General features: G+C 51.1%; 23 protein-coding genes and 1 tRNA gene. 6 read left to right on the forward strand and 18 right to left on the reverse strand.

Going from position 1 to position 25824, the window contains the following annotated elements; all coding sequences use genetic code 11:
- Nucleotides 1-7: 7 nt before the first annotated feature.
- A tRNA-Arg gene (locus tag BGL48_RS13900) sits at nt 8-83 on the forward strand.
- Nucleotides 84-99: 16 nt separating this feature from the next.
- Here BGL48_RS13900 and pgpA read toward each other — a convergent pair.
- The 9 genes from pgpA to glyA all read right to left on the reverse strand — a co-directional run bounded on the left by pgpA (nt 100) and on the right by glyA (nt 7494).
- Nucleotides 100-600 carry a phosphatidylglycerophosphatase A gene (pgpA, locus tag BGL48_RS13905; protein WP_069363223.1) on the reverse strand — a complete coding sequence of 167 codons (501 nt, stop codon included), beginning with the start codon at nt 598-600 and terminating at the stop codon, nt 100-102.
- Nucleotides 587-1576 carry a thiamine-phosphate kinase gene (gene thiL, locus BGL48_RS13910; RefSeq protein ID WP_069363224.1) on the reverse strand — a complete coding sequence of 330 codons (990 nt, stop codon included), beginning with the start codon at nt 1574-1576 and terminating at the stop codon, nt 587-589. The genes pgpA and thiL overlap by 14 nt, the downstream gene beginning before the upstream one ends.
- Before the next feature lie 63 nt (nt 1577-1639).
- Nucleotides 1640-2104, reverse strand: a complete 465-nt coding sequence (gene nusB, locus BGL48_RS13915) for a transcription antitermination factor NusB (RefSeq protein WP_069363225.1) — start codon at nt 2102-2104, stop codon at nt 1640-1642.
- Entirely contained in the window at nt 2105-2575 is a 471-nt protein-coding gene (ribH, locus tag BGL48_RS13920; RefSeq protein ID WP_069363226.1) for a 6,7-dimethyl-8-ribityllumazine synthase, read from the reverse strand. It lies immediately after the preceding gene.
- Between the two features lie 121 nt (nt 2576-2696).
- Nucleotides 2697-3806 carry a bifunctional 3,4-dihydroxy-2-butanone-4-phosphate synthase/GTP cyclohydrolase II gene (gene ribBA / locus BGL48_RS13925; protein WP_069363227.1) on the reverse strand — a complete coding sequence of 370 codons (1110 nt, stop codon included), beginning with the start codon at nt 3804-3806 and terminating at the stop codon, nt 2697-2699.
- Nucleotides 3807-3816: 10 nt separating this feature from the next.
- Nucleotides 3817-4479, reverse strand: coding sequence for a riboflavin synthase (locus BGL48_RS13930; RefSeq protein WP_069363228.1), 663 nt, complete (start codon nt 4477-4479; stop codon nt 3817-3819).
- 5 nt (nt 4480-4484) lie between these two features.
- Entirely contained in the window at nt 4485-5615 is a 1131-nt protein-coding gene (gene ribD / locus BGL48_RS13935) for a bifunctional diaminohydroxyphosphoribosylaminopyrimidine deaminase/5-amino-6-(5-phosphoribosylamino)uracil reductase RibD (protein ID WP_069363229.1), read from the reverse strand.
- The gene (gene nrdR, locus BGL48_RS13940) at nt 5612-6061 is read right to left on the reverse strand and encodes a transcriptional regulator NrdR (RefSeq protein WP_046074984.1); all 450 of its coding nucleotides are present in this window, start codon (nt 6059-6061) and stop codon (nt 5612-5614) included. The genes ribD and nrdR overlap by 4 nt, the downstream gene beginning before the upstream one ends.
- Before the next feature lie 182 nt (nt 6062-6243).
- Nucleotides 6244-7494: a serine hydroxymethyltransferase gene (glyA, locus tag BGL48_RS13945; protein ID WP_069363230.1), complete on the reverse strand. Its 1251-nt coding sequence runs from the start codon at nt 7492-7494 to the stop codon at nt 6244-6246.
- A 525-nt stretch (nt 7495-8019) separates the two neighbouring features.
- Between glyA and BGL48_RS13955 the strand changes: the two genes are divergently transcribed.
- The gene (locus tag BGL48_RS13955; protein ID WP_069363232.1) at nt 8020-8637 is read left to right on the forward strand and encodes a YitT family protein; all 618 of its coding nucleotides are present in this window, start codon (nt 8020-8022) and stop codon (nt 8635-8637) included.
- Nucleotides 8638-8741: 104 nt separating this feature from the next.
- Here the strand turns inward: BGL48_RS13955 and glnB are convergent, their stop codons facing one another.
- Both glnB and purL read right to left on the reverse strand, forming a co-directional pair.
- Entirely contained in the window at nt 8742-9080 is a 339-nt protein-coding gene (gene glnB / locus BGL48_RS13960; RefSeq protein WP_046074987.1) for a nitrogen regulatory protein P-II, read from the reverse strand.
- Nucleotides 9081-9229: 149 nt separating this feature from the next.
- Nucleotides 9230-13120, reverse strand: coding sequence for a phosphoribosylformylglycinamidine synthase (gene purL, locus BGL48_RS13965; RefSeq protein ID WP_069363233.1), 3891 nt, complete (start codon nt 13118-13120; stop codon nt 9230-9232).
- Nucleotides 13121-13545: 425 nt separating this feature from the next.
- Here purL and mltF point away from each other — a divergent pair, with 425 nt between their 5' ends.
- Nucleotides 13546-15066 (forward strand): membrane-bound lytic murein transglycosylase MltF, encoded by a 1521-nt coding sequence (gene mltF, locus BGL48_RS13970; RefSeq protein ID WP_069363283.1) that lies wholly within the window; start codon nt 13546-13548, stop codon nt 15064-15066.
- A gap of 7 nt (nt 15067-15073) precedes the next feature.
- A complete protein-coding gene (locus tag BGL48_RS16310) occupies nt 15074-15235 on the forward strand; it encodes a hypothetical protein (protein WP_167369481.1) in 162 nt (53 codons plus the stop codon).
- Here the strand turns inward: BGL48_RS16310 and tadA are convergent.
- Both tadA and BGL48_RS13980 read right to left on the reverse strand, forming a co-directional pair.
- On the reverse strand, nt 15232-15774 hold the full coding sequence (gene tadA, locus BGL48_RS13975) for a tRNA adenosine(34) deaminase TadA (protein ID WP_069363234.1): 543 nt from the start codon (nt 15772-15774) through the stop codon (nt 15232-15234). The two genes, BGL48_RS16310 and tadA, sit on opposite strands and share 4 nt — an antisense overlap.
- A 98-nt stretch (nt 15775-15872) precedes the next feature.
- Nucleotides 15873-17387: an AbgT family transporter gene (locus tag BGL48_RS13980; protein ID WP_069363284.1), complete on the reverse strand. Its 1515-nt coding sequence runs from the start codon at nt 17385-17387 to the stop codon at nt 15873-15875.
- Nucleotides 17388-17735: 348 nt separating this feature from the next.
- Between BGL48_RS13980 and BGL48_RS13985 the strand changes: the two genes are divergently transcribed.
- A complete protein-coding gene (locus BGL48_RS13985) occupies nt 17736-18596 on the forward strand; it encodes a pirin family protein (RefSeq protein WP_069363235.1) in 861 nt (286 codons plus the stop codon).
- Between the two features lie 81 nt (nt 18597-18677).
- On the opposite strand, the gene BGL48_RS13990 is transcribed toward BGL48_RS13985, so the two are convergent.
- The 4 genes from BGL48_RS13990 to BGL48_RS14005 all read right to left on the reverse strand — a co-directional run bounded on the left by BGL48_RS13990 (nt 18678) and on the right by BGL48_RS14005 (nt 23097).
- Nucleotides 18678-19511 carry a nucleotidyl transferase AbiEii/AbiGii toxin family protein gene (locus BGL48_RS13990; protein WP_069363236.1) on the reverse strand — a complete coding sequence of 278 codons (834 nt, stop codon included), beginning with the start codon at nt 19509-19511 and terminating at the stop codon, nt 18678-18680.
- On the reverse strand, nt 19465-20553 hold the full coding sequence (locus tag BGL48_RS13995; protein WP_218089816.1) for a type IV toxin-antitoxin system AbiEi family antitoxin: 1089 nt from the start codon (nt 20551-20553) through the stop codon (nt 19465-19467). Before BGL48_RS13995 ends, BGL48_RS13990 begins: the two co-directional genes overlap by 47 nt.
- A gap of 376 nt (nt 20554-20929) precedes the next feature.
- Nucleotides 20930-22117 (reverse strand): MFS transporter, encoded by a 1188-nt coding sequence (locus tag BGL48_RS14000; RefSeq protein ID WP_069363237.1) that lies wholly within the window; start codon nt 22115-22117, stop codon nt 20930-20932.
- Entirely contained in the window at nt 22114-23097 is a 984-nt protein-coding gene (locus tag BGL48_RS14005; protein WP_069363238.1) for an aldo/keto reductase, read from the reverse strand. The genes BGL48_RS14000 and BGL48_RS14005 overlap by 4 nt, the downstream gene beginning before the upstream one ends.
- Nucleotides 23098-23189: 92 nt before the next feature.
- Between BGL48_RS14005 and BGL48_RS14010 the strand changes: the two genes are divergently transcribed.
- On the forward strand, nt 23190-24101 hold the full coding sequence (locus tag BGL48_RS14010) for a LysR family transcriptional regulator (RefSeq protein ID WP_176719674.1): 912 nt from the start codon (nt 23190-23192) through the stop codon (nt 24099-24101).
- Nucleotides 24102-24172: 71 nt separating this feature from the next.
- Here the strand turns inward: BGL48_RS14010 and guaA are convergent, their stop codons facing one another.
- Nucleotides 24173-25750: a glutamine-hydrolyzing GMP synthase gene (guaA, locus tag BGL48_RS14015; RefSeq protein WP_069363239.1), complete on the reverse strand. Its 1578-nt coding sequence runs from the start codon at nt 25748-25750 to the stop codon at nt 24173-24175.
- Nucleotides 25751-25824 lie beyond the last annotated feature (74 nt).

Consider the following 25824-nt stretch of genomic DNA (forward strand, 5'->3'; position numbering starts at 1 on the left):
TCGACACGCTCTCATAGCTCAACAGGATAGAGCAGTCGCCTCCTAAGCGATCGATCGGGGTTCGAGTCCCTGTGGGAGCGCCATTATCTTTCTATATGGCTATAACCAGATTAAAACCTGTGTATAGGTTGCCAGAAGCCACAAGCTCAGCATTGCCATCACGCCAGCTAAAATGTCGTCCAACATGATCCCTAAACCACCATGAATGTGCTTATCCAACCAGCTGATCGGCCAGGGTTTCGCCATATCAAAGATGCGGAATAACACAAACCCTGCCAACACGATTTGCCAATCGGTGCTGGGTACCAAGGCCATGGTTAGCCAGAATCCTACGAACTCGTCCCAAACGATCGCGCCATGATCATGCACTTGCATATCTTTCGACGCCCGCCCGCAAATAGCAATGCCAGCAAGGCCACCGACAATAATGGCCACCCACAGTCCAAGGATGCCGCCGTAATTGACAAACGCAAGATAAAACGGCACCGCAAACAAGGTACCGACGGTCCCGGGTACTATCGGTGACAAGCCACTGCCAAAGCCAAGTGCCAATAAATGGTATGGATTGGTCAAAGATAAACGATGTTTAGGATCCGTCACGATGTGGCTCCTTAAAATGATCCCATCCAGACAGCACCCAATCGAGAGGCTGATTGTCTGCTACAAGCTCAAGGCGATGGTTGCCGGTTATTTGCCCGATGCATTGCACACTCACGCCACTGTGCTTGAGTGCTGTATCTAATGTGCCACGGTGTAGCTCAGGGACAGTAAAACACAGTTCATACTCCTCACCACTGGTCAGGGCAAATTTTTGTGCCTGCTCGACACTGGCTTGATCGGCCAACAAGGCTTCAGAAAGTGGTAATTGCGCCACATCGACTTTTGCGCCAACACCGCTGGCGGTGAGGATGTGGGTTAAGTCTGCGTGTAAACCATCAGAAATATCAATCGCCGCTGACGCGATACCCCGCAATGCCTGTCCAGCGGTTACTCGGGGCTGAGCGCGATAATGACGATTGATTAATGTGGTTGCGCGAGCCTTATCAACCACTGTCTTGCCGAGAATATAATCAAGCCCGGCTTGGCTCTCACCCAGTGTGCCGGTCACAAAAATCCAGTCGCCCGGTTTCGCCCCCGCGCGCGTCAAGGCCTGCCCTTTAGGCACATGGCCATGTAAGGTAATGGTGATGCTTTTGGGCCCACGTGTGGTATCACCGCCAATCAGCTGGACCTGAAAATGCTCGGCAAGGGCAGCAAAGCCTTGGCAAAAACCTGCCACCCAGGCATCATCGGGCTCTGGTAAGGTAAGCGCCAGAGAACACCACGCTGGCATTGCCCCCATCGCAGCTAAATCACTCAAGTTCGAGGCCAACGCCTTGTGCGCCACATCAGAGGCACTCGCAGTCGGAAGAAAATGCGTCCCCTCCACCAGCGTATCTGTGGTCACCACTAACTGGCAGCCTTCAGGGACCTCGACCAACGCACAGTCATCACCAATACCTAAAGCGACATCACGACGCTTGACCGGCTGACGAGCGAAGTAGTCGCGAATCAAATCAAATTCGTTGCGTGTCATAAACACTATTTTGTTGGATAGAACAATAAAAAGGCCAGCAGTGCTGGCCTAGTCGGGAAGGGATTAACGTAACCGAGGGTACGCTTTATCCAAGACACCGTTGACAAACTTATGGCTGTCTTCTGCGCCAAAACGTTTTGCCAGTTCAACGGCCTCATTGATAACCACTTTGTAGGGGACATCGTCGCACTTGATCAGCTCATACATCGCAAGACGCAGTAAGGCATGCTCCATATCATCTAAATCCTGCAAAGGACGGGATAGGTACGGGCGCATCTTACTATCAAGCTCTTGATGGCTAAGCGCAACACCGCTAAACAGATTACGAAAGTAAGCAACGTCTGTTTCTGGTTCACGTAGAAGCGGCTCGGTTTTCTGATGCTCGTCTTCTTCTTCGTATTTATCTGCGGCAAGAAACGCGGCTTCAATATCAGCAACATTACCTTGCGCTAGCTGCCATGAATAGATGGCTTGCAATGCAAATTGGCGTGCATTACGTCGTGCGGCTGGTTTCACTTTAACCCCCATTTAGGATTCAATTTGGGACAGAACATTCACCATTTCAAGCGCGCTCAGTGCAGCCTCTGCCCCTTTGTTACCAGCCTTGGTACCTGCGCGTTCGATCGCTTGCTCAATGGTGTCGACCGTTAGCACACCAAATGCGACTGGGGTTTCAAACGCCAGTGCAACTTGTGCCAACCCTTTATTACATTCTCCGGCGACATAGTCAAAATGCGGTGTGCCACCACGGATCACTGATCCAAGTGCCACAATCGCGTCATAGCGACCGCTCTTGGCGAGCTTTTGGGTCACCACAGGCAACTCGTAGGCACCTGGGCAACGCACCACGGTGATATTATCGTCGTTGACTTGGCCTTGGCGCTTCAGTGCGTCAACCGCACCATCTAGCAAACTCTCGTTGATAAAGCTATTAAAGCGAGAGATAACAATAGCAACCTGCGCGTTGGGCGCGGCAAATGCCCCTTCGATTACGTTCATGAGCCTTCCTGTGACTTGCTTTCCGGAATGAGAAACCGCGCGATTCTACCACATTTTTATCCAATGGCACCATGTTCCGTACCAGTGGATAATGGTGCCTATCGCGCGTCGTTGTTATACGTTATTCGGTGACGTATTCCACCACGTTCAGGCCAAAGCCAGACAAGGCATGATAACGCTTGGTTGATGAAGACAGCAGGCGCATTTGCTTGACACCAAGATCCGCCAATATTTGCGATCCAATCCCCACTCGGCGAGAGGTCCCCTGCCACTTGGCACCGGCCGGTTTCTCACCTTTATCTTGCGCTTCAAACGCTTTTACCTTGTTGACAATAGCTTCGCTGGTTTCTTCTTTACCTAGAATCACCAACACCCCGCCTTCATCGCTAATCCTCTGCATCGCACGGTTCAGACTCCAACTGCGCTCAGCGGTGCGGTCAGACTGGAGTACATCGGTAAAGGTATCTTGCAGATGAACACGAACCAGGGTTGGATCGGCAGTTACTTCGCCTTTACACATCGCGTAGTGGATTTGATCATCGATGGTGTCACGATAGGTCACCAAATCAAATTCGCCAAACTCCGTTGGCAGTTTACAAGACGCCACCCGCTCGATGGTGGTCTCGTTGAGATTACGGTATTCAATCAAATCGGCAATGGTGCCCAGCTTGATGCCGTGTTTGTCACAGAACACCTCCAAGTCAGGGCGACGTGCCATGGTGCCGTCTTCATTTAAGATCTCAACAATCACAGAAGCTGGGCTGTAGCCACCTAAACGGGCCAAATCGCACCCTGCTTCGGTGTGGCCAGCGCGGGTGAGTACCCCTCCCTCTTGCGCCATCAAGGGGAAGACATGGCCCGGCTGCACCAAGTCAGCCGCTTTAGCGTCGGGGGTAACTGCGGCTTGTACGGTGCGCGCGCGGTCAGCCGCCGATATCCCTGTGGTCACCCCTTCGGCCGCTTCAATCGACACGGTAAAAGCGGTAGAAAATTGCGCGTTATTGTCGGACACCATCAAGGGCAGTCCAAGCTGCTGGCAGCGCTGCTGAGTCAGCGTCAAGCAAATCAATCCTCGGCCGTGGGTGGCCATAAAGTTGATCGCTTCTGGTGTCACTGCCTCTGCCGCGATGATCAAATCGCCTTCGTTCTCGCGATCTTCGTCATCCATCAATACCACCATTTTACCTTGGCGGATATCGTCAATGATTTCTTGAGCGCTACTAATTGCCATCTTGGGATCCTTATTTCAAAAAACCGGAACGGGCCAATGTTTCCAGGCTGATACCCGTTGATTGTGTCGGCTCAGCCGCCTTATCACCGAGCATCAATCGCTCGAGGTAACGGGCGATCACATCGACTTCGATGTTTACCTTGCGCCCGGGCGCAAAGTGCTGAATGGTGGTTTGCTCGGCGGTGTGCGGCACGATTGTGAGTTTGATATGGCTGCCATTCACTTCGTTCACTGTCAAACTGATACCGTCCACCGTGATAGAGCCTTTCAATGCCACATACTTGGCGAGATCAGACGGCAATGCAATCCAGTACTCCCAGGCACGACCCGTTTGACTGACTGATGTGACTTCACCCAGACCATCAACATGGCCGGAGACCATATGGCCGCCAAAGCGGGTGGTCGGCAGCATGGCCTTTTCAAGGTTGACGTTATCTCCTACCGATAAAGCGCCCAGCGACGAACGCGCCAAGGTTTCCGAGGAGACATCGGCGCTATAGCCGGTTGCGGTCAATGCAACCACGGTTAAACATACTCCGTTGGTGGCGATGCTGTCACCCAATTTAACGTCGGCGAGATCAAGCTCGCCGCTGTCGATGGTCAAGATAACGTCTTGTCCTCGACGGCTTAGGGTTTGCACGCGCCCCATCGCTTCAATAATGCCAGTAAACATCGTCTTTAATACTCTTGCGTGGTCACAGCATGCTCAGAGAGCATGGCGGTTAAGCGAACATCGTCACCGATCACCTTCACCTGATTAAACTGGAAACGCGGTGCATCGTCCATCCGTTGCATCCCGTCTAACGCAACCAAGGGGCGACTATCGCCCCCTAACAACATTGGCGCTTGGTAAACGATCAGCTCATCAACTAACGATTCAGTGAGCAACTGAGCCGCCAGCCTCGCGCCCGCTTCTACCCATATTTTGTCAATATCATGTTCGGCCAGGGCGCGCAGAATGGCAGACAATGACGCACCTGGCATCACCCACTCATGAACGTTATCCGGCCACACCTGGATACTCGGCGTATCAACAACACGGATCACATCGCCCTCTAGTTGATAAACAGCCGCATCAGGAGAGGTTTTATTGTCTTTATCCAAAATTACCCGTGTGGGCTGACGCAAGGATGGCTGCGGGTAGGTATCGAGAATGTCAGCGGGAAGCTGACCATTGCGAATATTCAAGCTAGGGTTATCGGCAAGCACCGTGGCACTGGTTGATAAAATGGCGCTGGCTTGCGCGCGAAATGCTTGCACATCGGCACGCGCGGGCTCACCGGTAATCCATTTACTTTGCCCATTCGCCAATGCCGTGCGCCCATCAAGGCTTCCCGCCAGTTTAAGCTGCACATACGGCATTTTAGTTTGCATACGTTTGATAAAACCAAGGTTCAGCGCTTTTGCCTGTTCAAGCATCACGCCCACAACTACCTCAATGCCTGCTTCTTGTAACCGTGCGATACCACGTCCGGCCACTTTAGGGTTTGGGTCTTGCATCGCGCACACCACGCGGCTGACGTTGGCAGCAATCAACGCATCACAACACGGCGGCGTACGACCATAGTGAGAGCAAGGCTCTAAGGTGACGTAAGCTGTCGCGCCTTGTGCGCGTGCTCCCGCAGCCTTTAATGCATGCACTTCAGCGTGCGGGCCGCCGGGGGCGATATGAAACCCTTCACCGACCACTTCGTCGCCCTGTGCAATCACACAACCAACATTGGGATTAGGCGTGGTGGTATAGCGACCTTGGGCTGCGAGCGCTAACGCGCGCATCATCATGGTTTTATCGCGTTCGCTTTGACTCATTTTTGCAACCGTGCGATTTCTTCGCCAAATTCACGAATGTCTTCAAAACTATGGTACACAGAGGCAAAGCGAATATAAGCCACTTTATCTAGCTCCTTGAGCGCTTCCATCACCAAGTTCCCCACCATGGCAGAGCCAATTTCGCGCTCTCCGGTAGCGCGCAAACGTGACTTTATACTGTTGATCGCTTTTTCAATGTCATCGGCGCTCACTGGGCGCTTTTCTAATGCGCGTTGAATGCCGCCACGCAGTTTCTCTTCGTCAAACGGTTCTCGGTTGCCGTTGGTCTTAATCACCCGTGGCATCACTAACTCTGCCGTTTCGAACGTGGTATAACGCTCTGCGCACGCCAAACATTGGCGGCGACGGCGAACTTGGTGACCATCAGCCACAAGACGAGAATCGATCACTTTGGTGTCGGTAGCACCACAAAATGGACAGTGCATGAGTGTCGCCTCCTCAATATCGTCTTGCTAGTGTAACCGATTTGTAGCGATGAAAAAGCCTATTGAAGAGGACTTTATGGTGGTTTTGTGTGCTAAACAAACCCTGTAAGGTCGGTGATGCCTGTAAAAACAAAAAAGACGCCCTAAGGCGCCTTATAAGCTATTCATTTTCGTGCCAATAATTAGGCATACACAGGCAGGCGACGGCAAATCGCTTGCACTTTTTCTTTGGTCTCGGCAATCACTTGCTCATTACCGATGTTATCCAAGACATCACACATCCAGTGCGCAAGCTGCTCGGCATCCTGCTCGGTAAAGCCACGACGTGTAATCGCAGGCGTGCCCACACGAATGCCAGAGGTGACAAACGGACTGCGTGGGTCGTTCGGCACACTGTTTTTGTTGACCGTGATGTTAGCGGCACCTAACGCGGCATCGGCTTCTTTCCCAGTGATGTCTTTATCAATTAAATCAACCAACAACAGGTGGTTGTCAGTGGAATCCGATACGATTTTATAACCGCGGGCTTGGAAGCCTTTGACCATCGCGCGGGCATTATCAATCACGCGCGCTTGGTAGGCCTTAAACTCAGGCTCCATTGCTTCTTTAAACGCCACGGCTTTACCCGCAATCACGTGCATCAGTGGGCCACCTTGGCCACCTGGGAACACCGCAGAGTTGAGCTTTTTATAGAGGTCTTCACCGGCATTCGACAAGATCAAACCACCGCGAGGCCCCGCCAGGGTTTTGTGGGTGGTGGTGGTGACCACGTGCGCGTGTGGCAAGGGATCAGGATATACGCCCGCCGCAATCAGACCTGCGACGTGCGCCATATCCACCAACAGCCATGCACCGACTTTATCGGCGATTTCACGCATGCGCTTCCAATCCACCACTTGTGAGTAAGCAGAGAAGCCACCGATCAGCATTTTGGGTTTGTGCTCCAGCGCCAGCTGTTCCATTTGCTCGTAATCGATCTTGCCCGCTTCATCAATGCCGTAAGGGATTACATGATAATGCTTACCAGAGAAGTTGACCGGCGAACCATGGGTTAAATGACCACCATGCGCCAGGCTCATACCTAGAACCGTATCGCCTGGATTTAGCAGCGCCATATAAACCGCGCTATTCGCTTGTGAGCCTGAATGAGGCTGCACGTTGGCATACTCACAACCAAACAGCTCACACGCGCGCTCAATCGCGAGCGCTTCCGCTTTGTCTACGTACTCACAGCCACCGTAATAACGCTTACCTGGATAGCCTTCCGCATACTTGTTGGTCAGTTGAGAGCCTTGCGCTTCCATCACGCGTGGGCTGGTATAGTTTTCTGATGCGATCAGCTCAATGTGTTCTTCCTGACGTGCCGTTTCTTCTTCAATGGCGGCGAACAGGGCGGGATCGTAATCCGCGATATTCATGTCACGCTTTAGCATTTGTCTCTCCTGACTTAACATTGGCGGGCAATAACCCCAAAAGCGAACGCTAGGGCGCTTTCAACTCCCCTAGCAAAAACGTGTGCTGGTGTGATGACTTCGATCACCCCTTGGCTTAGTCGCCTTAACATGACAAATCAAAGCGATTAAGCCAAGGAAAATTGCTCATTCCAGCCGCCCCACGCAAACGTTTTCGTCGCCGCCATGACTGCGTTTGCTATTCTACAAAAAATCCACCCTGTCAGGTAGTCTGTGTCACACTTTTTTATTGCGCATGACGATGATAATGGTCGGGCGTCAACGCACATGGTCGGTGTAAAGATTTTACAGCTGAGTATCACAATGCTGACATTCTACATTCAAGTGATTTACCTCATCGGCTTTCTCTTCGACCTAATTGGCGATAAAATCCGCGCCCGAAAATCCCATTAACCTTTTTTACCGCCGGCCCGCTGGGTTTTGGCGGCCTTTTTGTTGTTATCACGTTTTTGTTTTTATCACGCTAATTAAGTAGGGAGAAGCCGTGTGAGTCAGTACCAACACAGCTTTAAAGAAGACATTATTGCTATCGCCTCGGGCGCGTTTCTCGTCGCCCAAGGGGTGTTTTTTTTGCAACAAGCCGGACTCTTAACCGGGGGCACCACAGGTCTTGCCTTGTTGGTCAGCCAGTTTACCGACCTATCGTTCGGTACTTTGTATTTTCTGTGTAATTGCCCGTTTTATTTAATGGCGTGGTTTCGTATGAGCCCACGCTTTGCTGTGCGTAGCTTACTCGCGGGGGGCGCGGTATCGGTGATGGCTGACCATATTGCCTACTTCTTTGAAATTACCTGGCTGGCCCCTGCGTACTGTGCCGTCATTGGTGGTTTGCTAATGGGCGTCGGCATGCTGATGATTTTCCGCCACAATGCCAGCTTGGGCGGCTTTAACGTGCTGGTACTCTATTGTCAGGACAAGTTTGGGATCTCGGCAGGAAAGCTACAAATGGGCATCGACTGCACCATTCTCGCGTTATCTTTCTTCCTCATCGATTTAAACCTGCTGATGTGGTCGGTGGTTGGCGCGATCGTACTCAACTTAGTCTTGGCGATGAACCACAAGCCTGGGCGCTATCAAGCGCATCCTGCTAATCCAGGCGCTTGAGCGGCCTATCAACGCCAAGCCATACAACAAGATGGCGCAAAACAACAAAGCCAAGCATGATGCTTGGCTTTTTCGTAGTGACTTAACTGCACTCAGACGCGTGATTAAATCGCTTCTTCGTCTTCCTCACCGGTACGGATGCGCACCACACGCTCAACATCAAAGACAAAGATTTTGCCATCACCGATTTTACCGGTTTGTGCGGTATCAATAATGGTATCGACACACTGCTCGGCTACATCGTTACTGACGATCACTTCAAGCTTCACCTTAGGCAAAAAGTCGACCATATATTCGGCGCCACGATACAGCTCAGTGTGGCCCTTTTGACGACCAAATCCCTTTACTTCTGAGACAGTCATCCCCGTGATGCCCACATCAGCAAGCGCTTCGCGCACGTCATCGAGTTTAAATGGCTTGATGATGGCTTCAATTTTTTTCATTGTGTTATCCCTCTCGTTGGCCGCAGCCGGTCCTGATGGATCAAGTGTTTAGCTGAAATTGTATCGCAGCATGATAAAAAATCATCCATCGATTCACGCATAATACAAAAAAGCCGCCAATCGATGGCGGCTAATATCCTATTTCGCGGTTAACCTAGGGTCACGCGCGCGTTGCGGAACATACGCATCCACGCACTGTCTTCGCCCCAATCATCGGGGTGCCAAGAGTTGGCGACGGTACGGAATACCCGCTCAGGGTGCGGCATCATAATGGTGACGCGGCCCGACTCTGTGGTCAGCGCAGTGATGCCATTTGGTGAGCCATTCGGGTTGGCCGGATACGCTTGTGTTGGCTGGCCGTGATTATCGGTGTAACGCAGCGCTACCGTGCCGGACGCTTCAATCGCCGCCAAATGCTCAGCATCGCGCACCTCCACGCGGCCCTCACCATGTGATACCGCAATAGGCATCCGTGACCCTGCCATCCCGGCAAAGAAGGCGGAGGGGCTTGATTGCACTTCTACCATGCTAAAGCGGGCCTCAAAGCGCTCGGACTCGTTGCGAACAAACCGTGGCCAGTGTGCGGCGCCAGGGATCAGTTCATGCAGGTTCGACAGCATCTGACAGCCATTACACACGCCAAGTGCCAAGGTGTCTTCACGACTAAAGAAAGCACTAAATTGATCGTGCGCTCGGCTGTTAAACAGAATGGATTTCGCCCAACCTTCACCAGCGCCCAACACGTCACCGTAAGAGAAACCGCCACAGGCCACCAGCCCTTGGAAACCGTCCAAACTAATGCGTCCTGAGAGAATGTCACTCATATGAACGTCCACAGCGTTAAATCCAGCGCGATCGAAGGCGGCGGCCATTTCCACATGCGAATTCACGCCTTGCTCACGCAAAATAGCCATGGTCGGTTGTTGACCGGTAGCGATATATGGTGCAGCAATATCTTGGTGCACATCAAAGCTCAGGCTGGCGTGCAACCCAGGATCGGTCGCCTGTTTGGCGTCAAACTCTTGGCGTGCACAATCTGGGTTATCGCGACGCGCTTGCATCTGATAGGTGGTTTCGGCCCAAATCTGACGTAGGTGCTGGCGACTGGCTTGATAGATAGGTGCCTCACCATGACGCAAGATAACCTCATCGCTATCGCTTAAGCCGCCAATCAGGTGGCTGCATGCGGTCAATTGATGTTCATCCAACACCGCCTTAACGCGCTCCAGATCTGGCGCTGCCACTTGGATCACCGCACCCAGCTCTTCGTTAAACAGCACCGACAAAGCATCGTCGCCTAAACGGGCGATGTCGACGTCAATACCGGTGTGGCCGGCAAACGCCATTTCTGCCAAGGTGACGAACAGTCCGCCATCGGCTCGGTCGTGATATGCCAGTAGCTTTTGCTCTGCCACCAAGGTTTGCATCGCATTGAAAAAGCCTTTTAGGCGGGCGCTGCTGGTGACATCGGCAGGCTTATCGCCCAATTGATGATACACCTGAGCCAACGCGGTTGCGCCCAGACGCTGCGCGCCTTCACCGAGATCAATCGCAATCAGCTGGCTATCACCTTTATCAGTACGCAATTGTGGGGTCACGGTACGACGCACATCTTCCACACGCCCAAAGGCGGTGATGATCAGCGACATCGGCGCGGTGACAGTTTTATTTTCATCGTCTTGCTGCCACTGGGTTTTCATCGACATCGAGTCTTTACCCACCGGAATGGTCAGTGACAGCTCAGGACACAGCTCCTCGCCCACGGCTTTGACCGCTTCGTACAAACCAGCATCCTCGCCCGGGTGCCCCGCCGCAGACATCCAGTTGGCAGACAGTTTAATGTTGGTCAGGCTACCAATATCGGCACAGGCGATATTGGTGAGTGCTTCTCCCACCGCCATACGGGCAGAGGCAGCAAAGTCGAGCAAGGCTGCAGGCGTTCGCTCACCCATCGCCATCGCTTCGCCGTGATAACTGTCATAGCTGGCCGCCGTCACCGCACAGTTAGCGACCGGTACCTGCCACGGACCGACCATTTGGTCACGGGCAACCAGTCCAGTCACCGAACGGTCACCGATGGTGATCAAGAAGGTTTTCTCCGCCACCGCCGGCAAGCGTAAAACACGCTCACAGGCTTGTGCCAGCTCGATATCTTGGGGGTTAAGCGCAGCACTGGTCACTTGCTGACGCGTGACATCACGGTGCATTTTGGGCGCTTTACCCAACAGAATATCCATCGGCATATCGATAGGGCTATTACCGAAGTGGCTGTCTTCAAGCGACAGGTGACGCGCATCGGTGGCCTCACCAATCACTGCATATGGGGCGCGTTCACGCTCGCACAAGGCTTCAAAACGCGCCAGGTTTTCGGGTTTGACCGCCAAGACATAGCGCTCTTGTGACTCGTTACACCAAATGGCGAGCGGGCTCATTCCCGGCTCATCATTCGGAATATCACGCAAGTTAAAGCGTCCACCGCGGCCGCCATCATCGACCAGCTCTGGCATGGCATTGGACAGGCCACCCGCGCCCACATCATGGATAAAGGCAATCGGATTGTCCTCACCAAGCTGCCAGCAACGATCGATCACCTCTTGGCAGCGGCGCTCCATTTCTGGGTTCTCACGCTGTACCGAGGCAAAGTCTAAGTCTTCCGCCGACTGGCCGGATGCCATCGACGATGCTGCCCCGCCACCAAGGCCGATGTTCATCGCCGGGCCACCTAACACAATCAGTTTGGCGCCCACATCAATCTCGTCCTTTTGCACATGGCCGTCACGGATGTTCCCCATTCCGCCTGCGAGCATGATCGGCTTGTGATAGCCACGTACTTCCTCACCGGCATGCGAGGTCACCAATTGCTCATAGGTGCGGAAATAGCCCAGCAAGTTAGGCCGGCCAAATTCGTTGTTAAACGCCGCGCCGCCCAAAGGGCCTTCCAGCATAATATCGAGCGCAGAGGCAATGCGCTCAGGCTTGCCATAGTCTCGCTCCCACGGCTGAATAAAGCCCGGAATTTTGAGGTTAGAGACGGAAAAACCGACCAATCCTGCTTTGGGTTTACCGCCGACACCGGTTGCCCCCTCGTCACGAATCTCACCGCCAGAGCCGGTCGCCGCGCCTGGCCAGGGTGAAATTGCGGTGGGATGGTTGTGGGTTTCCACCTTCATCAAAATATGGGCAGGTTCATGATGATACTGATAGCTGTGGCTCTCTGGGCTAGGGAAAAAGCGCCCAACGTTTGAGCCCGTCATCACGGCCGCGTTGTCTTTATACGCCGACAGCACGTTATCTGGGGTTTGCTCGTAGGTGTTTTTGATCATCTTAAACAGCGATTTGGGCTGCTTTTCACCATCAATAGTCCAGTCGGCGTTAAAGATTTTATGTCGGCAATGCTCAGAGTTGGCTTGCGCAAACATCATCAGTTCGATGTCGTTAGGATTACGCCCCAGCTGGGTGAAGTTCTCGACCAGATAGTCAATTTCGTCTTCTGCCAGTGCCAACCCTAAGGCTTGGTTGGCCTCGACTAAGGCGACGCGGCCACCCGAGAGAATGTCTACGCTATGCATCGGCGCAGGTTCCGCTTGCTCGAACAGCACCGCGGCGGCCTCAAGCTCGCTGAACACCGTCTCCATCATCCGATCGTGCAACAATCCGATTAAGGTCGCGTGCTGCTCATTGGTCAAAGGCGCAGATAACTGAATATAGTACGCCGTCCCGCGCTCCAAGCGTTTCACCGCATCCAAGCCACAGTTATGGGCAATATCAGTCGCCTTGGAGGACCACGGCGACAAGGTGCCTGGACGTGGGGTCACAAGAAACAGCGTCCCTTCCGGGGCATGCGGTGGTAAGGTTGGTCCGTAAGTCAGTAGCTTTTCGAGCTTTTCGCGACTGGCGCTATCCAAAGGCCGATTCAAATTGGCAAAATGAATAAACTCAGCATACAGTGCCGTGACAGGTAACTGGTGTGCTTGGCAGCTCGCCAGTAATTTGTTGACACGAAACTCAGACAGTGCGGGGGAACCACGCAAAATATCCATGTGCGTACGTCTCTCGTTAGCGGTAAATGAAAGGGGTATACCCAAGTTATCGCACCCTGGCACCATAACTTGGGTATCACCACTGACCTTGCCGCAATGGCAGTTGTCACGGTTATATTTCACGGCAAGCGCGGATACCGTTCACGCATTACGCACAAAGCGAATTCACTGAGAACCCCGAGTGATGCGCCGCTCAACCCGCGTTTTAATGCTGGCATTTTGCCCAAGCGACCGCCATTATAGGGGAAAACCGTCAACGACAACACACCTGACGCAACCGTTTGCGCAAAAAATTTTCCCTCTATCGGTCTGACGTCTATTCACGTAGAATGGCGCGTCTATCGATCATCGCTAGCGGTTTGATGCTGGCATGCAACAGTGAGCGACAGCCTTTGACACAGCGTGACTTTTCTTTGCGATCATGGATGATTAGCCTAACGGTACTTGTGCTTAGCCTCGCCGTCACAGGCTGTGATTGGACCTTCGACGATCGTACCGTTCTAGAAAAAATCCGTGACCGCGGCGTTTTAAGAGTCGGGACACTCAATAACGAACTCTCATACTATATTGGTCCTGATGGCCCCACCGGGCTGGATTACGAGCTTGCATCACGTTTTGCTGATAAGCTCGGGGTAAAACTGGAAATGGTGCCGACCTACACCTTGTCCGGGCTCTTCCCTGCTCTCAAGCGCGGTGATGTGGATCTGATTGCCGCTGGCCTTACCATTACCGACCAACGTTTAGCCCAGTTTCGCCCTGGCCCCGCCTATTACTTTGTCAGCCAACAAGTGGTGTACAAAAAGGGACATTGGCGCCCACGCGATGTCGATGACTTTAACCGTGACGATGCCACCATGGCGGTAGTGGAAGATTCTAGCCACGACCTCACCCTGCAAGCGCTAAAACAAGACCACCCCGATCTCAGCTGGAAAGTGGTGCAAGACGCCGACGATGATGAGCTGCTTAAACAAGTCGCAGACGGTGAGATTGACTTTACCATTGCCGATTCCGTCGATATTGCCTTGATGCAACGCACCCACCCAGATATAGCCGTCGCCATGGCCCTCAGTGAAGACGAGCCTGTCGCCTGGTTTATGAAAAAACAAGGTGACAGCAGCGCCTATGCCTTGATGGTCAATTTTTTTGGTGAGATCAACCAAACTGGCGAATTGGCTATTTTAGAAGAGAAGTATTTTGGTCACGTTGATCAATTTGATTACGTCGATACCCGCGCCTTTTTGCGGGCACTAGAGAGCAAGTTACCCAAGTGGGAGCCGCTTTTCAAAAAGCACGCCAACGATTTTGATTGGCGCTTGCTGGCGGCCCTATCGTATCAAGAGTCACATTGGAACCCACGGGCGATCTCGCCCACCGGGGTGCGCGGTATGATGATGCTCACCCTGCCGACCGCTAAATCCGTAGGTGTGCGCAATCGTCTTGATCCGGAACAAAGTATTAAAGGCGGCTCGCTTTACTTGCAACGCGTACTTGACCGTGTACCTGCCAGTGTCAATCCACATGAGCGCATTTGGTTTGCCCTCGCCTCTTATAACATTGGGTTTGGCCATATGATGGACGCACGCCGACTCACTGACGCACAAGGGGCCGACCCTAACTCTTGGAGCGATGTAAAACAGCGCCTGCCTCTATTGGCCAAGCGTCAGTATTACACCCAAACACGCTATGGTTACGCACGTGGCTACGAGGCGCTTAGCTACGTCGAGAATATTCGCCGCTATTACCAAAGTATTCTAGGCTATGAGAAAGCGCATATAGAATCTCTCGATAGCCAACAAGTTGAACATCTCGGTGGCCTACAAACGATCGTCGCCCCTGATGAGCCGTCGGAAAATGCCCCCGAGCAAACAACCGAGCAAGCGCCAGATTCGGCGTCATCACAGTCAGAGGATAACTCGACACCGCAATCAGACACGCAACCGCAATGAGGGCAGCATGGTTCCAAGAAAACGGCTGGTGAAACAGAGCTTTCGCAAAAACAATATTTCATCCGCTAACCGGCGTAAGCGTATGCGCCAAAATATGCATAAAAAGGTGCTTTGGCGACAACGTGCCTTCGCGATTCGTGAATTTGCCGCCTTTGATGACGCGTTCTAGGACACCTTGCCTGAGCCAGGTAAACAGGATTGAGATTGACAGGCTGCTTTTTTAGCGGCCTTTTTTTCGGCGCGACGACGGCGGAAAAAGGCTTGCAGTTGCGCACGGCATTCGGTTTCTAACACCCCGCCCTCACTGTGCACATGGTGATTCACACCCTCATAGCTCAGCAAGTTCATTACCGAACCGGCAGCCCCCGTTTTGGGATCCGGCGCGCCAAAGTAGACTTTTCTGACACGGCCATGCACGATCGCCGCCGCACACATCGGGCACGGTTCGAGTGTCACATAAAGATCCGCGTCTAATAAACGATAATTCCCCAGCACTTGGCCGGCTTGGCGTAAGGCCATTACTTCGGCATGGGCGGTGGCATCATGCTGGGTAATGGTTCGGTTCCACCCCGTGCCCACCACCTCACCTTGATACACCACCACGGCGCCGACAGGCACTTCACCCTCTTGCTCCGCCTTGTCTGCTAGCTGGATCGCGTGGCGCATATAGGCGTCGTGCTCGCTATCCGACGCATGTGGATCTTTCATTCCAACCTCTGTGACTCACAACCTAATACGCCCTCAGTATACGATACAAATAAGCCGGCTCGAAGGCCGGCTTATTTCGCTCAACGTGTTGCCACGTGTTACTGCACCAAGTACTGGTAACTGGCTTGAATGCCCAAAGGCAATCCGAACGCCCAGTACGCCAACAAGAACAAAGTCCAACCTACCAGCATGGTAAGCGAGTACGGAATCATCATTGACGCCACGGTACCAATACCCGTGGTTTTCACGTAGCGCTGGCAATACACCACCACCAGTGGGAAGAACACCATTAATGGCGAAATAATGTTCGACACGGAATCACCCACACGATAGGCCGCTTGTGATAATTCAGGGGAAATACCGACAACCATCAGCATTGGCACCAAAATCGGCCCGATCAGCCCCCATTTCGCCGACGCGGAACCAATCAATAAGTTCACCATTGCCGTCAGCAAAATCATTCCCACAATCGTCATCTCACCTGGCAGGTTCATTGACTGCAATAGCTCCGCGCCGTTGAGCGCCAACAAAGTACCAATGTTTGATTGCGTAAATGCGGCTAAGAATTGCGCGCAGAAAAACGCCATCACCATATAAGCGCCCATGGTCGCCATGGTGTCAGACATGGATTTGATCACGTCCTGGCTGGTTTTAAAGGTACCCGCGGTTTTGCCATAAACAATGCCTGGAATAATAAACAGCACAAAAATGAGCGGCACGATTGATTGCATAATCGGTGCATCAAACGCAGTCAGCTCACCCGCCGGTGAGCGAAGCGGGGACGTTTCCGGCCACGAGGCCGCCACCAGCGCAGCGATCCCTAGTAGCATCGCCAGCCCAGCACGGTTAAAGGCTTTACCTTCAATCGCCGTAAAAGAGCCCAGATCCGGTGCCTCTTCGGCATCCTCATCAATTGGTGTGCGATTTAAGCGTGGCTCGACAATTTTCTCAGTCACAAACCAGCCCAGCGCCACGATTAAAACCGACGACAAGCCCGTAAAGTAGATGTTAGCGAGGGGATTAACTTGGTAGCTGTCATCCAACACGTGTGCGGCCGACTCGGTAAAGCCTGCCAGCAAAGGATCAATGCCAGACGGAATAAAGTTCGCGGAGAAGCCGCCGGATACCCCAGCAAAGGCGGCAGCGATACCGGCCAGAGGATGACGACCCGCCGCGTGGAAGATAATCCCGCCGAGTGGGATCACCAGCACGTAGCCAGCATCTGCGGCGGTGTGGGAGACAATCGCCACCAAAATCAGCATGGGTGTAAGCGCTTGCTTCGGCGTTACACTCAGCATTTTCTTGAGCCCGGTGGTAATAAAGCCTGACTGATCAGCCACACCTACACCAAGCATCGCCACCAAAACAATTCCCAGCGGCGCAAATCCAGTAAAGGTGTCAACCATATTGGCTAAAAAGTGGGCTAGCGCATCGCCGGTGAGCAGGTTTTTGACTTGGACAGCGTCACCGGTCAAAGGGTGGACTGAATCAAAAGAGATCTGAGAGAGAATAGCTGACAATACCCAGACGGTGATCAGCCCCCAAAAAAACAATAACGCGGGATCCGGAATGCGGTTCCCCGCCCGCTCTATCATGTTCAAAAACCGATCCATGCCGCGCGGCTGGCCAGCATCGGCTGAGTCGCTTATGTGTTGGCTCACTGTTTACTCCATTTTTCGATGTTGTGTCTTTGCTTACCTGCTGGAGCAGGTTTTAGTGACATTAAAATGACAAACTTTCGCCAGTAAAGCAAAAATAAGCATAGTTAGCCATAAGAAAGCCAGTTAACCAAATGTTAAATTGTTTTGTAATTAGAAAAGCAGCACAAAAAACGGATGCTTATAGGGCGCACTGAAACATTTAGAAACAAAAAGACCGCTGGCGTGGGATAGGCATATTGATCCTTAGCACTCTGCAGCAGCGACTTTATAATGGAGGGACATCAATGGTAGGAGAGCACCATGAAATCCATTTCGCGTATTACTAAAGCCCCAGCAGCACACTGGGTAGGCAATGGTTTCCCAGCCCGTTCGCTATTTTCCTATCACCATCAAGCGGCGGAGATGAGTCCCTTTTTACTGCTGGACTATGCCGGTCCAATGCACTTTCCTGCCGATGGCGTGAAGCGAGGCGTGGGTGAGCATCCCCATCGCGGCTTTGAAACCGTGACCATTGTGTATCAAGGCGAAGTAGAGCATCGTGACTCCACTGGTAAAGGCGGCGTGATTGGTCCCGGGGATGTGCAGTGGATGACTGCAGGCAGCGGCATTATGCATGAGGAGTTTCATTCCAGTGCGTTCAGCCACACTGGCGGCGAGCTGCAAATGGTACAGCTGTGGGTTAACCTCCCCAAAAAAGACAAAATGACCGATCCAAGTTATCAAGGCATTCAAAAAGCCGATATCCCCGAGGTTACCCTAGCCGATAAGGCGGGCACATTACGGGTCATTGCCGGTGAGTTTGACGGTCATCAGGGGCCGGCCAAAACCTTCAGCCCTATGCAGGTTTGGGATATACGGCTAAACGCTGACGGGAAAACGCAGCTTACGCTTCCCCAAGACTGGACCACCGCGGTGGTAGTACTGGAGGGCAATGTCAGTATCAACGGCTCCGACCCAATTGGCGACGCCGATATGGCACTGCTTAGCCGTCAAGGCCGCGAGGTCGCATTGCACGCCTCACAAGATAGCGTAATTTTGCTACTCAGTGGCGAGCCCATCACCGATCCCATCGTCGGTCATGGCCCTTTTGTGATGAATACCAAGCAAGAGATTTTGCAAGCGTTCAACGATCTGCAAGCAGGTAAATTCGGACAGTTATAAGGACTGAGCCAAGACGCTGTCATCCGCGAATACCAATAGAAAAGTCCGCCATTACGCGGACTTTGTTTTTTGAAACTGTTCTTACAACTCTAGCCCTGCCCAAAAGTCATTTTGCAGCTGCTCTACCCTCTCATAACTACAAAGGTTCTGACTTCTGAACTGAGCCCTGACCAATCCATCCGTATCCGCCGCCAATACGGTAATCCGGGTGATGGTCTCAGGGTTGGTAGCAGGCTCAGATAAGATCATTTTCAAATCGTATCCTAGCAAGAAGGCCCCTTGTCTCTCGGTATCATATTCTAAGTGCTCTGCCGGGATATAAGGCTCCCACAAACGATCCGCCTGAATATGCTGATACTCAAGAAGAATGGTTAGAAAGTCAGATGCGTCTTTGCTACTCTCGCTTCGCCGCTCCTGCCAGGCAATCAGTTTTAGCAAAGTCAGCCCAGCCAAAGACGCAACTTTGATGGTATCGCCTTGCCCTAACTCTACTAATAAGGCGGCATCGTAAGCTTCATGAAACCCAGCTACCGTCATGGTGACAGCATGTTCCGGTGGCCATTGTATTTCACCTACGTCATCGGCGATGTCACCAAAGGGAATAATATCAATTGGCAAACCACTGTCAGGATCTTTAAGCCGATGCGCTTTATTGGTCGCGCTTAATCCGGCATCCAGCAAAGCCTGCTTTACACTGGCGAACGCGTCCCAATCCGGTATCAAAATGCCGGTATCAATATCCCGAGTCTGACGGCCGGGATCACGGCCAAACACATGATACAAAACGAGATCTCTTGCCGTAGCCCCAGCAACGAAAAATGGCACTCCAGTTTGTTGAGTTGTGCGGGTGATCAGTGTCAGTACAGGCTCAAACTCGGGGTTCAGGGAGTGTTTTAAGCTGTAGATATTGCTCATTGATGCGTTCGGCAACCTCCTTGTTTCGGCTATCTCTGCTTGCAAGCAGCTCAGCAACAGCCAGCAATGCCTTGGCATTGATATTGATATCCAGCGCCTGTCCCCAGAATGCAGGCACTACCCAAAGTCTGCCGGAAGCGTCTGGCTTTGCCTTGAGCAGCGCAAGCTTTTTTTGCAATGGTTCAAAGGTAAATAGCTGTAACTCATAAGGCTGTAAATAGCGTGTCAGTTCATCGGCAGCGGCTTCTCCCCCCCAGCAATCCTTGGATGTTAAAGGGATGTCTCGCCAATCATCCGGCGCAACTAATTTTAGCCCTCCGAGCTTTGGCCTAAGTACGGTACGATAGTGTTCAATCCAGATCTGATAAAGGGCCTCTTTATCTAGAATGCGACGGGTACTCCCCATACTGACAAGCTTTTCAGCCTCTAGGTATTTAAACCCCTTACTCACCATACCTAATGAGATATTCGCCATCTCGGCTATGGTTCGAAACGGCAGATGCAACACATCTTCTTGAGCCAACAAAGCAAACAGAAGCTTCATAAAACCTAAGCCTGGTTTTGCCGGCTGTGGAATTGCAAAGTGGTTTTCAGTGAGATTTTTGCCCTCAATCCATAGATTTAACCCGTTAAAACTCACGCGAGCATTACCGGCCTCATCAATAAAATTGATCGCGTTCTTGGTGCAAAAATCGGCGAGATGAGTCGTCAGTCTGTTACACACCAACAGATTGTCTGAGCGAGCAGCGCCTAGCAATGCTGATAGGCTCTCTTTACGATGGATCCGCTTTATTTCAGTGCCAAACAAATATCGTTGGCCGTGCACTGTCAGAGTCACCTCAGCATCGGTGTAAGGCCCACCATCCGGCTCTGGAGCGAAAGTATACTCCCCTTGAATATGCGAAGGCAGATTATCCAAAGCTCGCATTAGTAGTGTCGAGTTCTCGTTCACACACAAATACCGTTCATGAATCATGAACAAATAATAGCCGTGAACATAAAATTCTGCAAGATAAGCGGAGAGCTTGAGTGAAGCAGGCACCGGTTAACATAGACTGTGTAACATATCGCCATAGATAAAAACCACGATGATACATATTCAGCCCCCAGTGAATGCTGCGTAAAGACGTTATCGCTGAGTTAGATACGAGTAACAGCGTTACTTGAGTAATAAACGTTATGGTATTGTGCGACAAAAAATGCCAGTCAGTAATACTGACTGGCATTTCATTTATTGACTAAAGGATTATTAGTTGTTTACGGCTAGTCCTACTCCCACTCGAATATCAATGAGAATAAAATAAACCTATATAACAGCTAGTTAGAAACATTGATTTTATCAATACCATCATCTATGCCATGCGCAGAATTTTTTTGATTTTTTGCTGATTGTCGACGTATTTCATAATATTCCAAACTTATACAATCGTAGCTTGTTCCGTATCTTCTTTACGACTAGCAACCACCAAAGCAAGACTTAGCAGCGTAATTAATGAAGCAGATAAATAAAGCGTACTAATATTCCAATGGTCTAAAATTCCTGCTCCTAATATGGCTCCCGTACCAACAGCACCATTGAAAATAGCAGCATAAATAGCTGAAGCTGGTAATGCATCGTCTTTGGCTAATCGGATGATCCATGTTTGAAGACCAACGAATAGTATCGCAACACCTATGCCCCATCCGGATACGAGCAGCAATGTCATGATTTTGCTGTTAACAGTCGGAAGGCTAATTAACATCAAACACAACGAAATAAGTAGAAGCCCTGTGCTAAGGACTCTCTTTAAGTGGTTGTCTATATACATTCCGCACATGAAGTTGCCGACTATGCCAGCAATACCAAAAGTCAACAGACAGATAGAGATCCAACTGTTTGGCAGGGCGATCACTGAAGAAAGTAGCACCTCAACATAAGTGAATGCAGCAAAGTGTGAAATGATACCACAAGCCGCAATGAGGTATACGATTCTCAACTTCGGATTTCGAAACACAGAGAAGAGTTGCCCCCTTCCCAAACGCGGTGTACCTGATACATGCGGAAGGCTTAGAGCCAGAGTTAATGCCGTAACAACAGATAATATTCCTAAAAGTGAAAATGATAATCGCCAGCCAGCATCAGCGCTTATCCAATTAATAAGTGGGACACCTAAAACACTCGCGGTTGAAACACCCCCGAAAATAATGGCGGTGGCTTTCCCCACGCTACTTTCTGAGACCAGCTGTGCGCCCAAAGTGCCAATCATTGCCCAGAAAGCACCATGAGCAAGAGCACCGACAAGCCTGGCAGCTAACAATACGCTAAAACTATGACTGACAGCTGCCACGCCATTGGACAGCCCCAACAATAGCATCAGTCCGACTAACAATGGTCGACGGGTTAAATGACTAATCATCATGACTGAAATTAAAGCGGCAGCGGCACCAAGCCATGCATACAAAGTAACAACTAACCCTGTAGAGCTAGCACTCTGCTGCATATCTTGTGCAATCGAAGACAACATACCTATTGGTGCTAACTCAGTAGCAACAACCGTAAATGACGCAATACCAAGCATAAAAACAGCAACCCAGCTGCGCCAATTTTTGTGGTTTAACGGGCTCAAGCGTTCACTCCTTTCATACCTTCAGTTGTATAACGCTCCCCTGAGGGCTGAAATTCTCGCACTGCTGATTCAATACGAGCCAAATCCGCGGCCGTTAATGCGACATCAGAAGCCCCAAAATTATCAACCAAATGCTTCAGTTTCTTAGTACCTGGAATAGGTACGATGTCAGACCCCTGCGCTAATAACCATGCCAATGCAATTTGTGCCGACGAGCATGACTTACGACTGGCCATGCTAGCAACCACCTCTGTTAGCGGACGATTCGCTCTTAGATTATCAGGAGTGAACCTCGGTAATGATTGTCTTGCATCTTCAGGTGTGAAATCACTATTAGGCGTAATATTCCCTGTCAAAAAACCACGCCCTAGTGGGGAATAAGGCACAAAACCAATACCCAACTCTCTACATGTTGGCAAAACATCTTGCTCCACATCACGGGTCCAAAGTGAATATTCGGTCTGTAAGGCAGTAATTGGGTGAACAGCATGGGCTCGTCTCAGTGTGCTTGCGCTGACCTCAGACAGACCAATATTTGCAATTTTCCCCTCTTTGACCAATTTAGACAGCGTAAAAATGGTTGTTTCTATGGGCACATTAGGATCTAATCGATGGATATAGTATAAGTCGATGCATTCAACGCCTAAGCGGCTTAGCGACCCCTCGCAAGCACGGCGTATATAATCTGGACTATTATCAATGACTCGTTGGTACTCCCCAGGACGACGTACAATTCCATACTTAGTCGCAACTTTAATGTCAGCGCGGCTTTCTTTCAAAAACTCCCCAAGTAGCTGCTCGTTATGATAATGGCCATAAGTATCTGCGGTATCTAAAAAAGTGCAGCCAAGATCAATGGCTTTATGGAGTACCGACTTGGATTCGGCGTCATTTATAGGCCCATAGAATTCACTCATGCCCATACAGCCTAACCCTATCTCGGAGACTTCAAGACTTTGACCTAATACACGTTTCTTCATGATTGATATCCCTTGGTTTACGTTGAGATATTCAGTATGATTTCCGAAAGTGAGGATTTATATGCATAAAAAACGCAATCAGGTTTCCGAAAATGGAAAATAGAATACCTCCCTCTTCTTTGAATTGGGATGATGCCAGGATATTTCTCGCCATCGCTAGAGAAGGCACATTAAGCCGCGCAGCAAAACGATTGAATTTGGGGATTGCCACCACTTCTCGACGTTTAGAACGTTTGGAGTTGGCTCTACAGGTTCGGTTATTTATGCGTGATCAACAGGGCTATACATTAACCGATGAAGGCAGAGATTTGATTTCACCGGCAGAAGCCCTAGAGCAAGCTGGCTTTGCTTTTGGAGATGCTACGCATCGTAATAGTGATGAAGTTATGGGTCATGTACGCCTAGCCACAGCACAAGGATTGGCCGATCATCTGATTATTCCAGCCATGCCAAAACTTATTGCTGCCCATCCCAATTTAACCGTTGAGATAGTCACGGGCGTATCCACAGTTAACCTGCACCGACGCGATGCTGATATTGCCTTGCGCATGGTAAGACCGGAACGGGGTAATGTGAGTATCCGTCGACTAGGTACACTTGGTTTTGGGCTTTACGCATCACCAAACTACGTAAACAATAGAAAGAGCTCAGACACCACTAGCCTATCTTTCGAACATGATGATTTCATCGGTTGGTCTGAAATGCAGCAAAATTTGCCAGCGGCACAATGGCTAACAAAAATGTTAAGAGGAAAGCCTTGCCGCTTAACTACAACCAGTCTATCGGCACAAATGAGCGCTGTAGAAGCAGGGGTTGGGATGGCTATACTCCCTCATTTTACCTCCAAGAAAAAAAACTTGGTTTGTATGCAAGGAGATGTGGGGTGTGATCAGCCTATTTGGTTGGCTATTCACTCAGATTTAGCACACTCACGCAGAGTTAGAGCTGTTGTCGATTTTCTGGATACGCTGATTTCTGAAAACCAGCAGTCATTATCTCCATAAAAAAATGCCAGTCAGAAAACTGACTGGCATTGTTCGTAGTTTGCAAAGCTTAATTCGCTATATCGCGAGTCCTACTCCCACTCAATCGTCGCAGGCGGTTTGCCGGAGACGTCGTAAACCACGCGGGAGATGCCGTCGACTTCGTTGATGATGCGGTTTGATACCTTGCCAAGGAAATCGTATGGCAGGTGTGCCCAGTGCGCAGTCATAAAGTCGATGGTTTCGACGGCACGCAAGGCAATGATCCAGTCGTATTTACGGCCATCGCCCATCACACCCACCGAGCGAACTGGCAGGAATACGGCGAAGGCTTGCGAGACTTTCTCGTAAAGATCGGCGTTGCGCAGCTCTTCGATAAAGATCGCATCGGCACGACGAAGCAGATCGCAATATTCTTTTTGAATCTCGCCTAGCACGCGCACGCCGAGGCCTGGCCCTGGAAAGGGGTGGCGATAAAGCATGTGGTACGGTAAACCTAGCTCAAGGCCAATTTTACGCACTTCATCTTTGAACAACTCTTTGAGTGGCTCAACCAGACCCATTTCCATTTCTTCCGGTAAACCACCGACGTTGTGGTGTGATTTGATCACATGGGCTTTACCGGTTTTCGAGGCTGCTGACTCAATCACATCCGGGTAGATGGTGCCTTGTGCCAGCCACTTGGCATTTTTCATTTTGCTCGCTTGCTCATCGAATACTTCGACAAACACGCGGCCAATGATTTTCCGCTTAGCTTCCGGATCCGCTTCGCCTTTAAGGGCATCGAGGAACCGGTCTTCAGCGTTAACATGAATAATATTCAAACCAAAGTGGTCACCGAACATTTCCAGTACTTGCTCACCTTCGTTAAGGCGTAGCAGACCATTATCGACGAAGACACAGGTGAGCTTATCGCCAATTGCACGGTGAACCAGCATGGCGACCACGGAAGAATCGACGCCGCCAGACAAGCCAAGGATCACTTCATCATCCCCTACTTGCTCGCGAATACGCTCAATCGCATCGTCAATAATGGTGGCTGGCGTCCACAAGCGCTCGCATTGGCAGATTTGCATCACAAACTGCTCCAACATGCGTTGGCCTTGGCGAGTATGGGTCACTTCTGGGTGGAATTGCACACCATAAAAACGCTTGTCTTCATTGGCCATGGCCGCGAAGGGGCAAGTGTCCGTCTCGGCCACTTTGACAAAATCTTCTGGAATGGCGACCACTTTATCACCATGGCTCATCCATACATCGAGGAGCGCGTGACCGTCATCGGCGATGGCATCTTCAATGCCATCAAACAACGCGCTTTGTCCAACGCGTTTTACTTGCGCGTAGCCAAATTCACGGTGATCAGAGCCGGCCACCTTACCACCAAGCTGCTCAGCCATGGTCTGCATGCCATAACAAACCCCCAACACTGGCACGCCAGCGTTAAAGACATATTGCGGCGCTCGTGGAGAGTTCTCCTCTGCCACGCTCTCTGGGCCACCGGATAGGATGATGCCGTTGGGCGCAAAATCACGAATGTCTTGCTCATCGACATCCCAGCTCCAAAGCTCACAATACACACCGATTTCACGGACACGGCGCGCAATCAGTTGGGTGTACTGGGAGCCAAAATCAAGGATCAAAATACGTTGAGCATGAATGTTCTGGGTCATTATCTGGCTTTCTCAATTAAGTGGAACAAAGGGGAGCCGCGCTCCCCTCTCAAATGCATCGCGGTGGTGATGTC

It is taken from the genome of Salinivibrio sp. SS3, from assembly GCF_001722105.1.
Taxonomy (GTDB): domain Bacteria; phylum Pseudomonadota; class Gammaproteobacteria; order Enterobacterales; family Vibrionaceae; genus Salinivibrio; species Salinivibrio kushneri.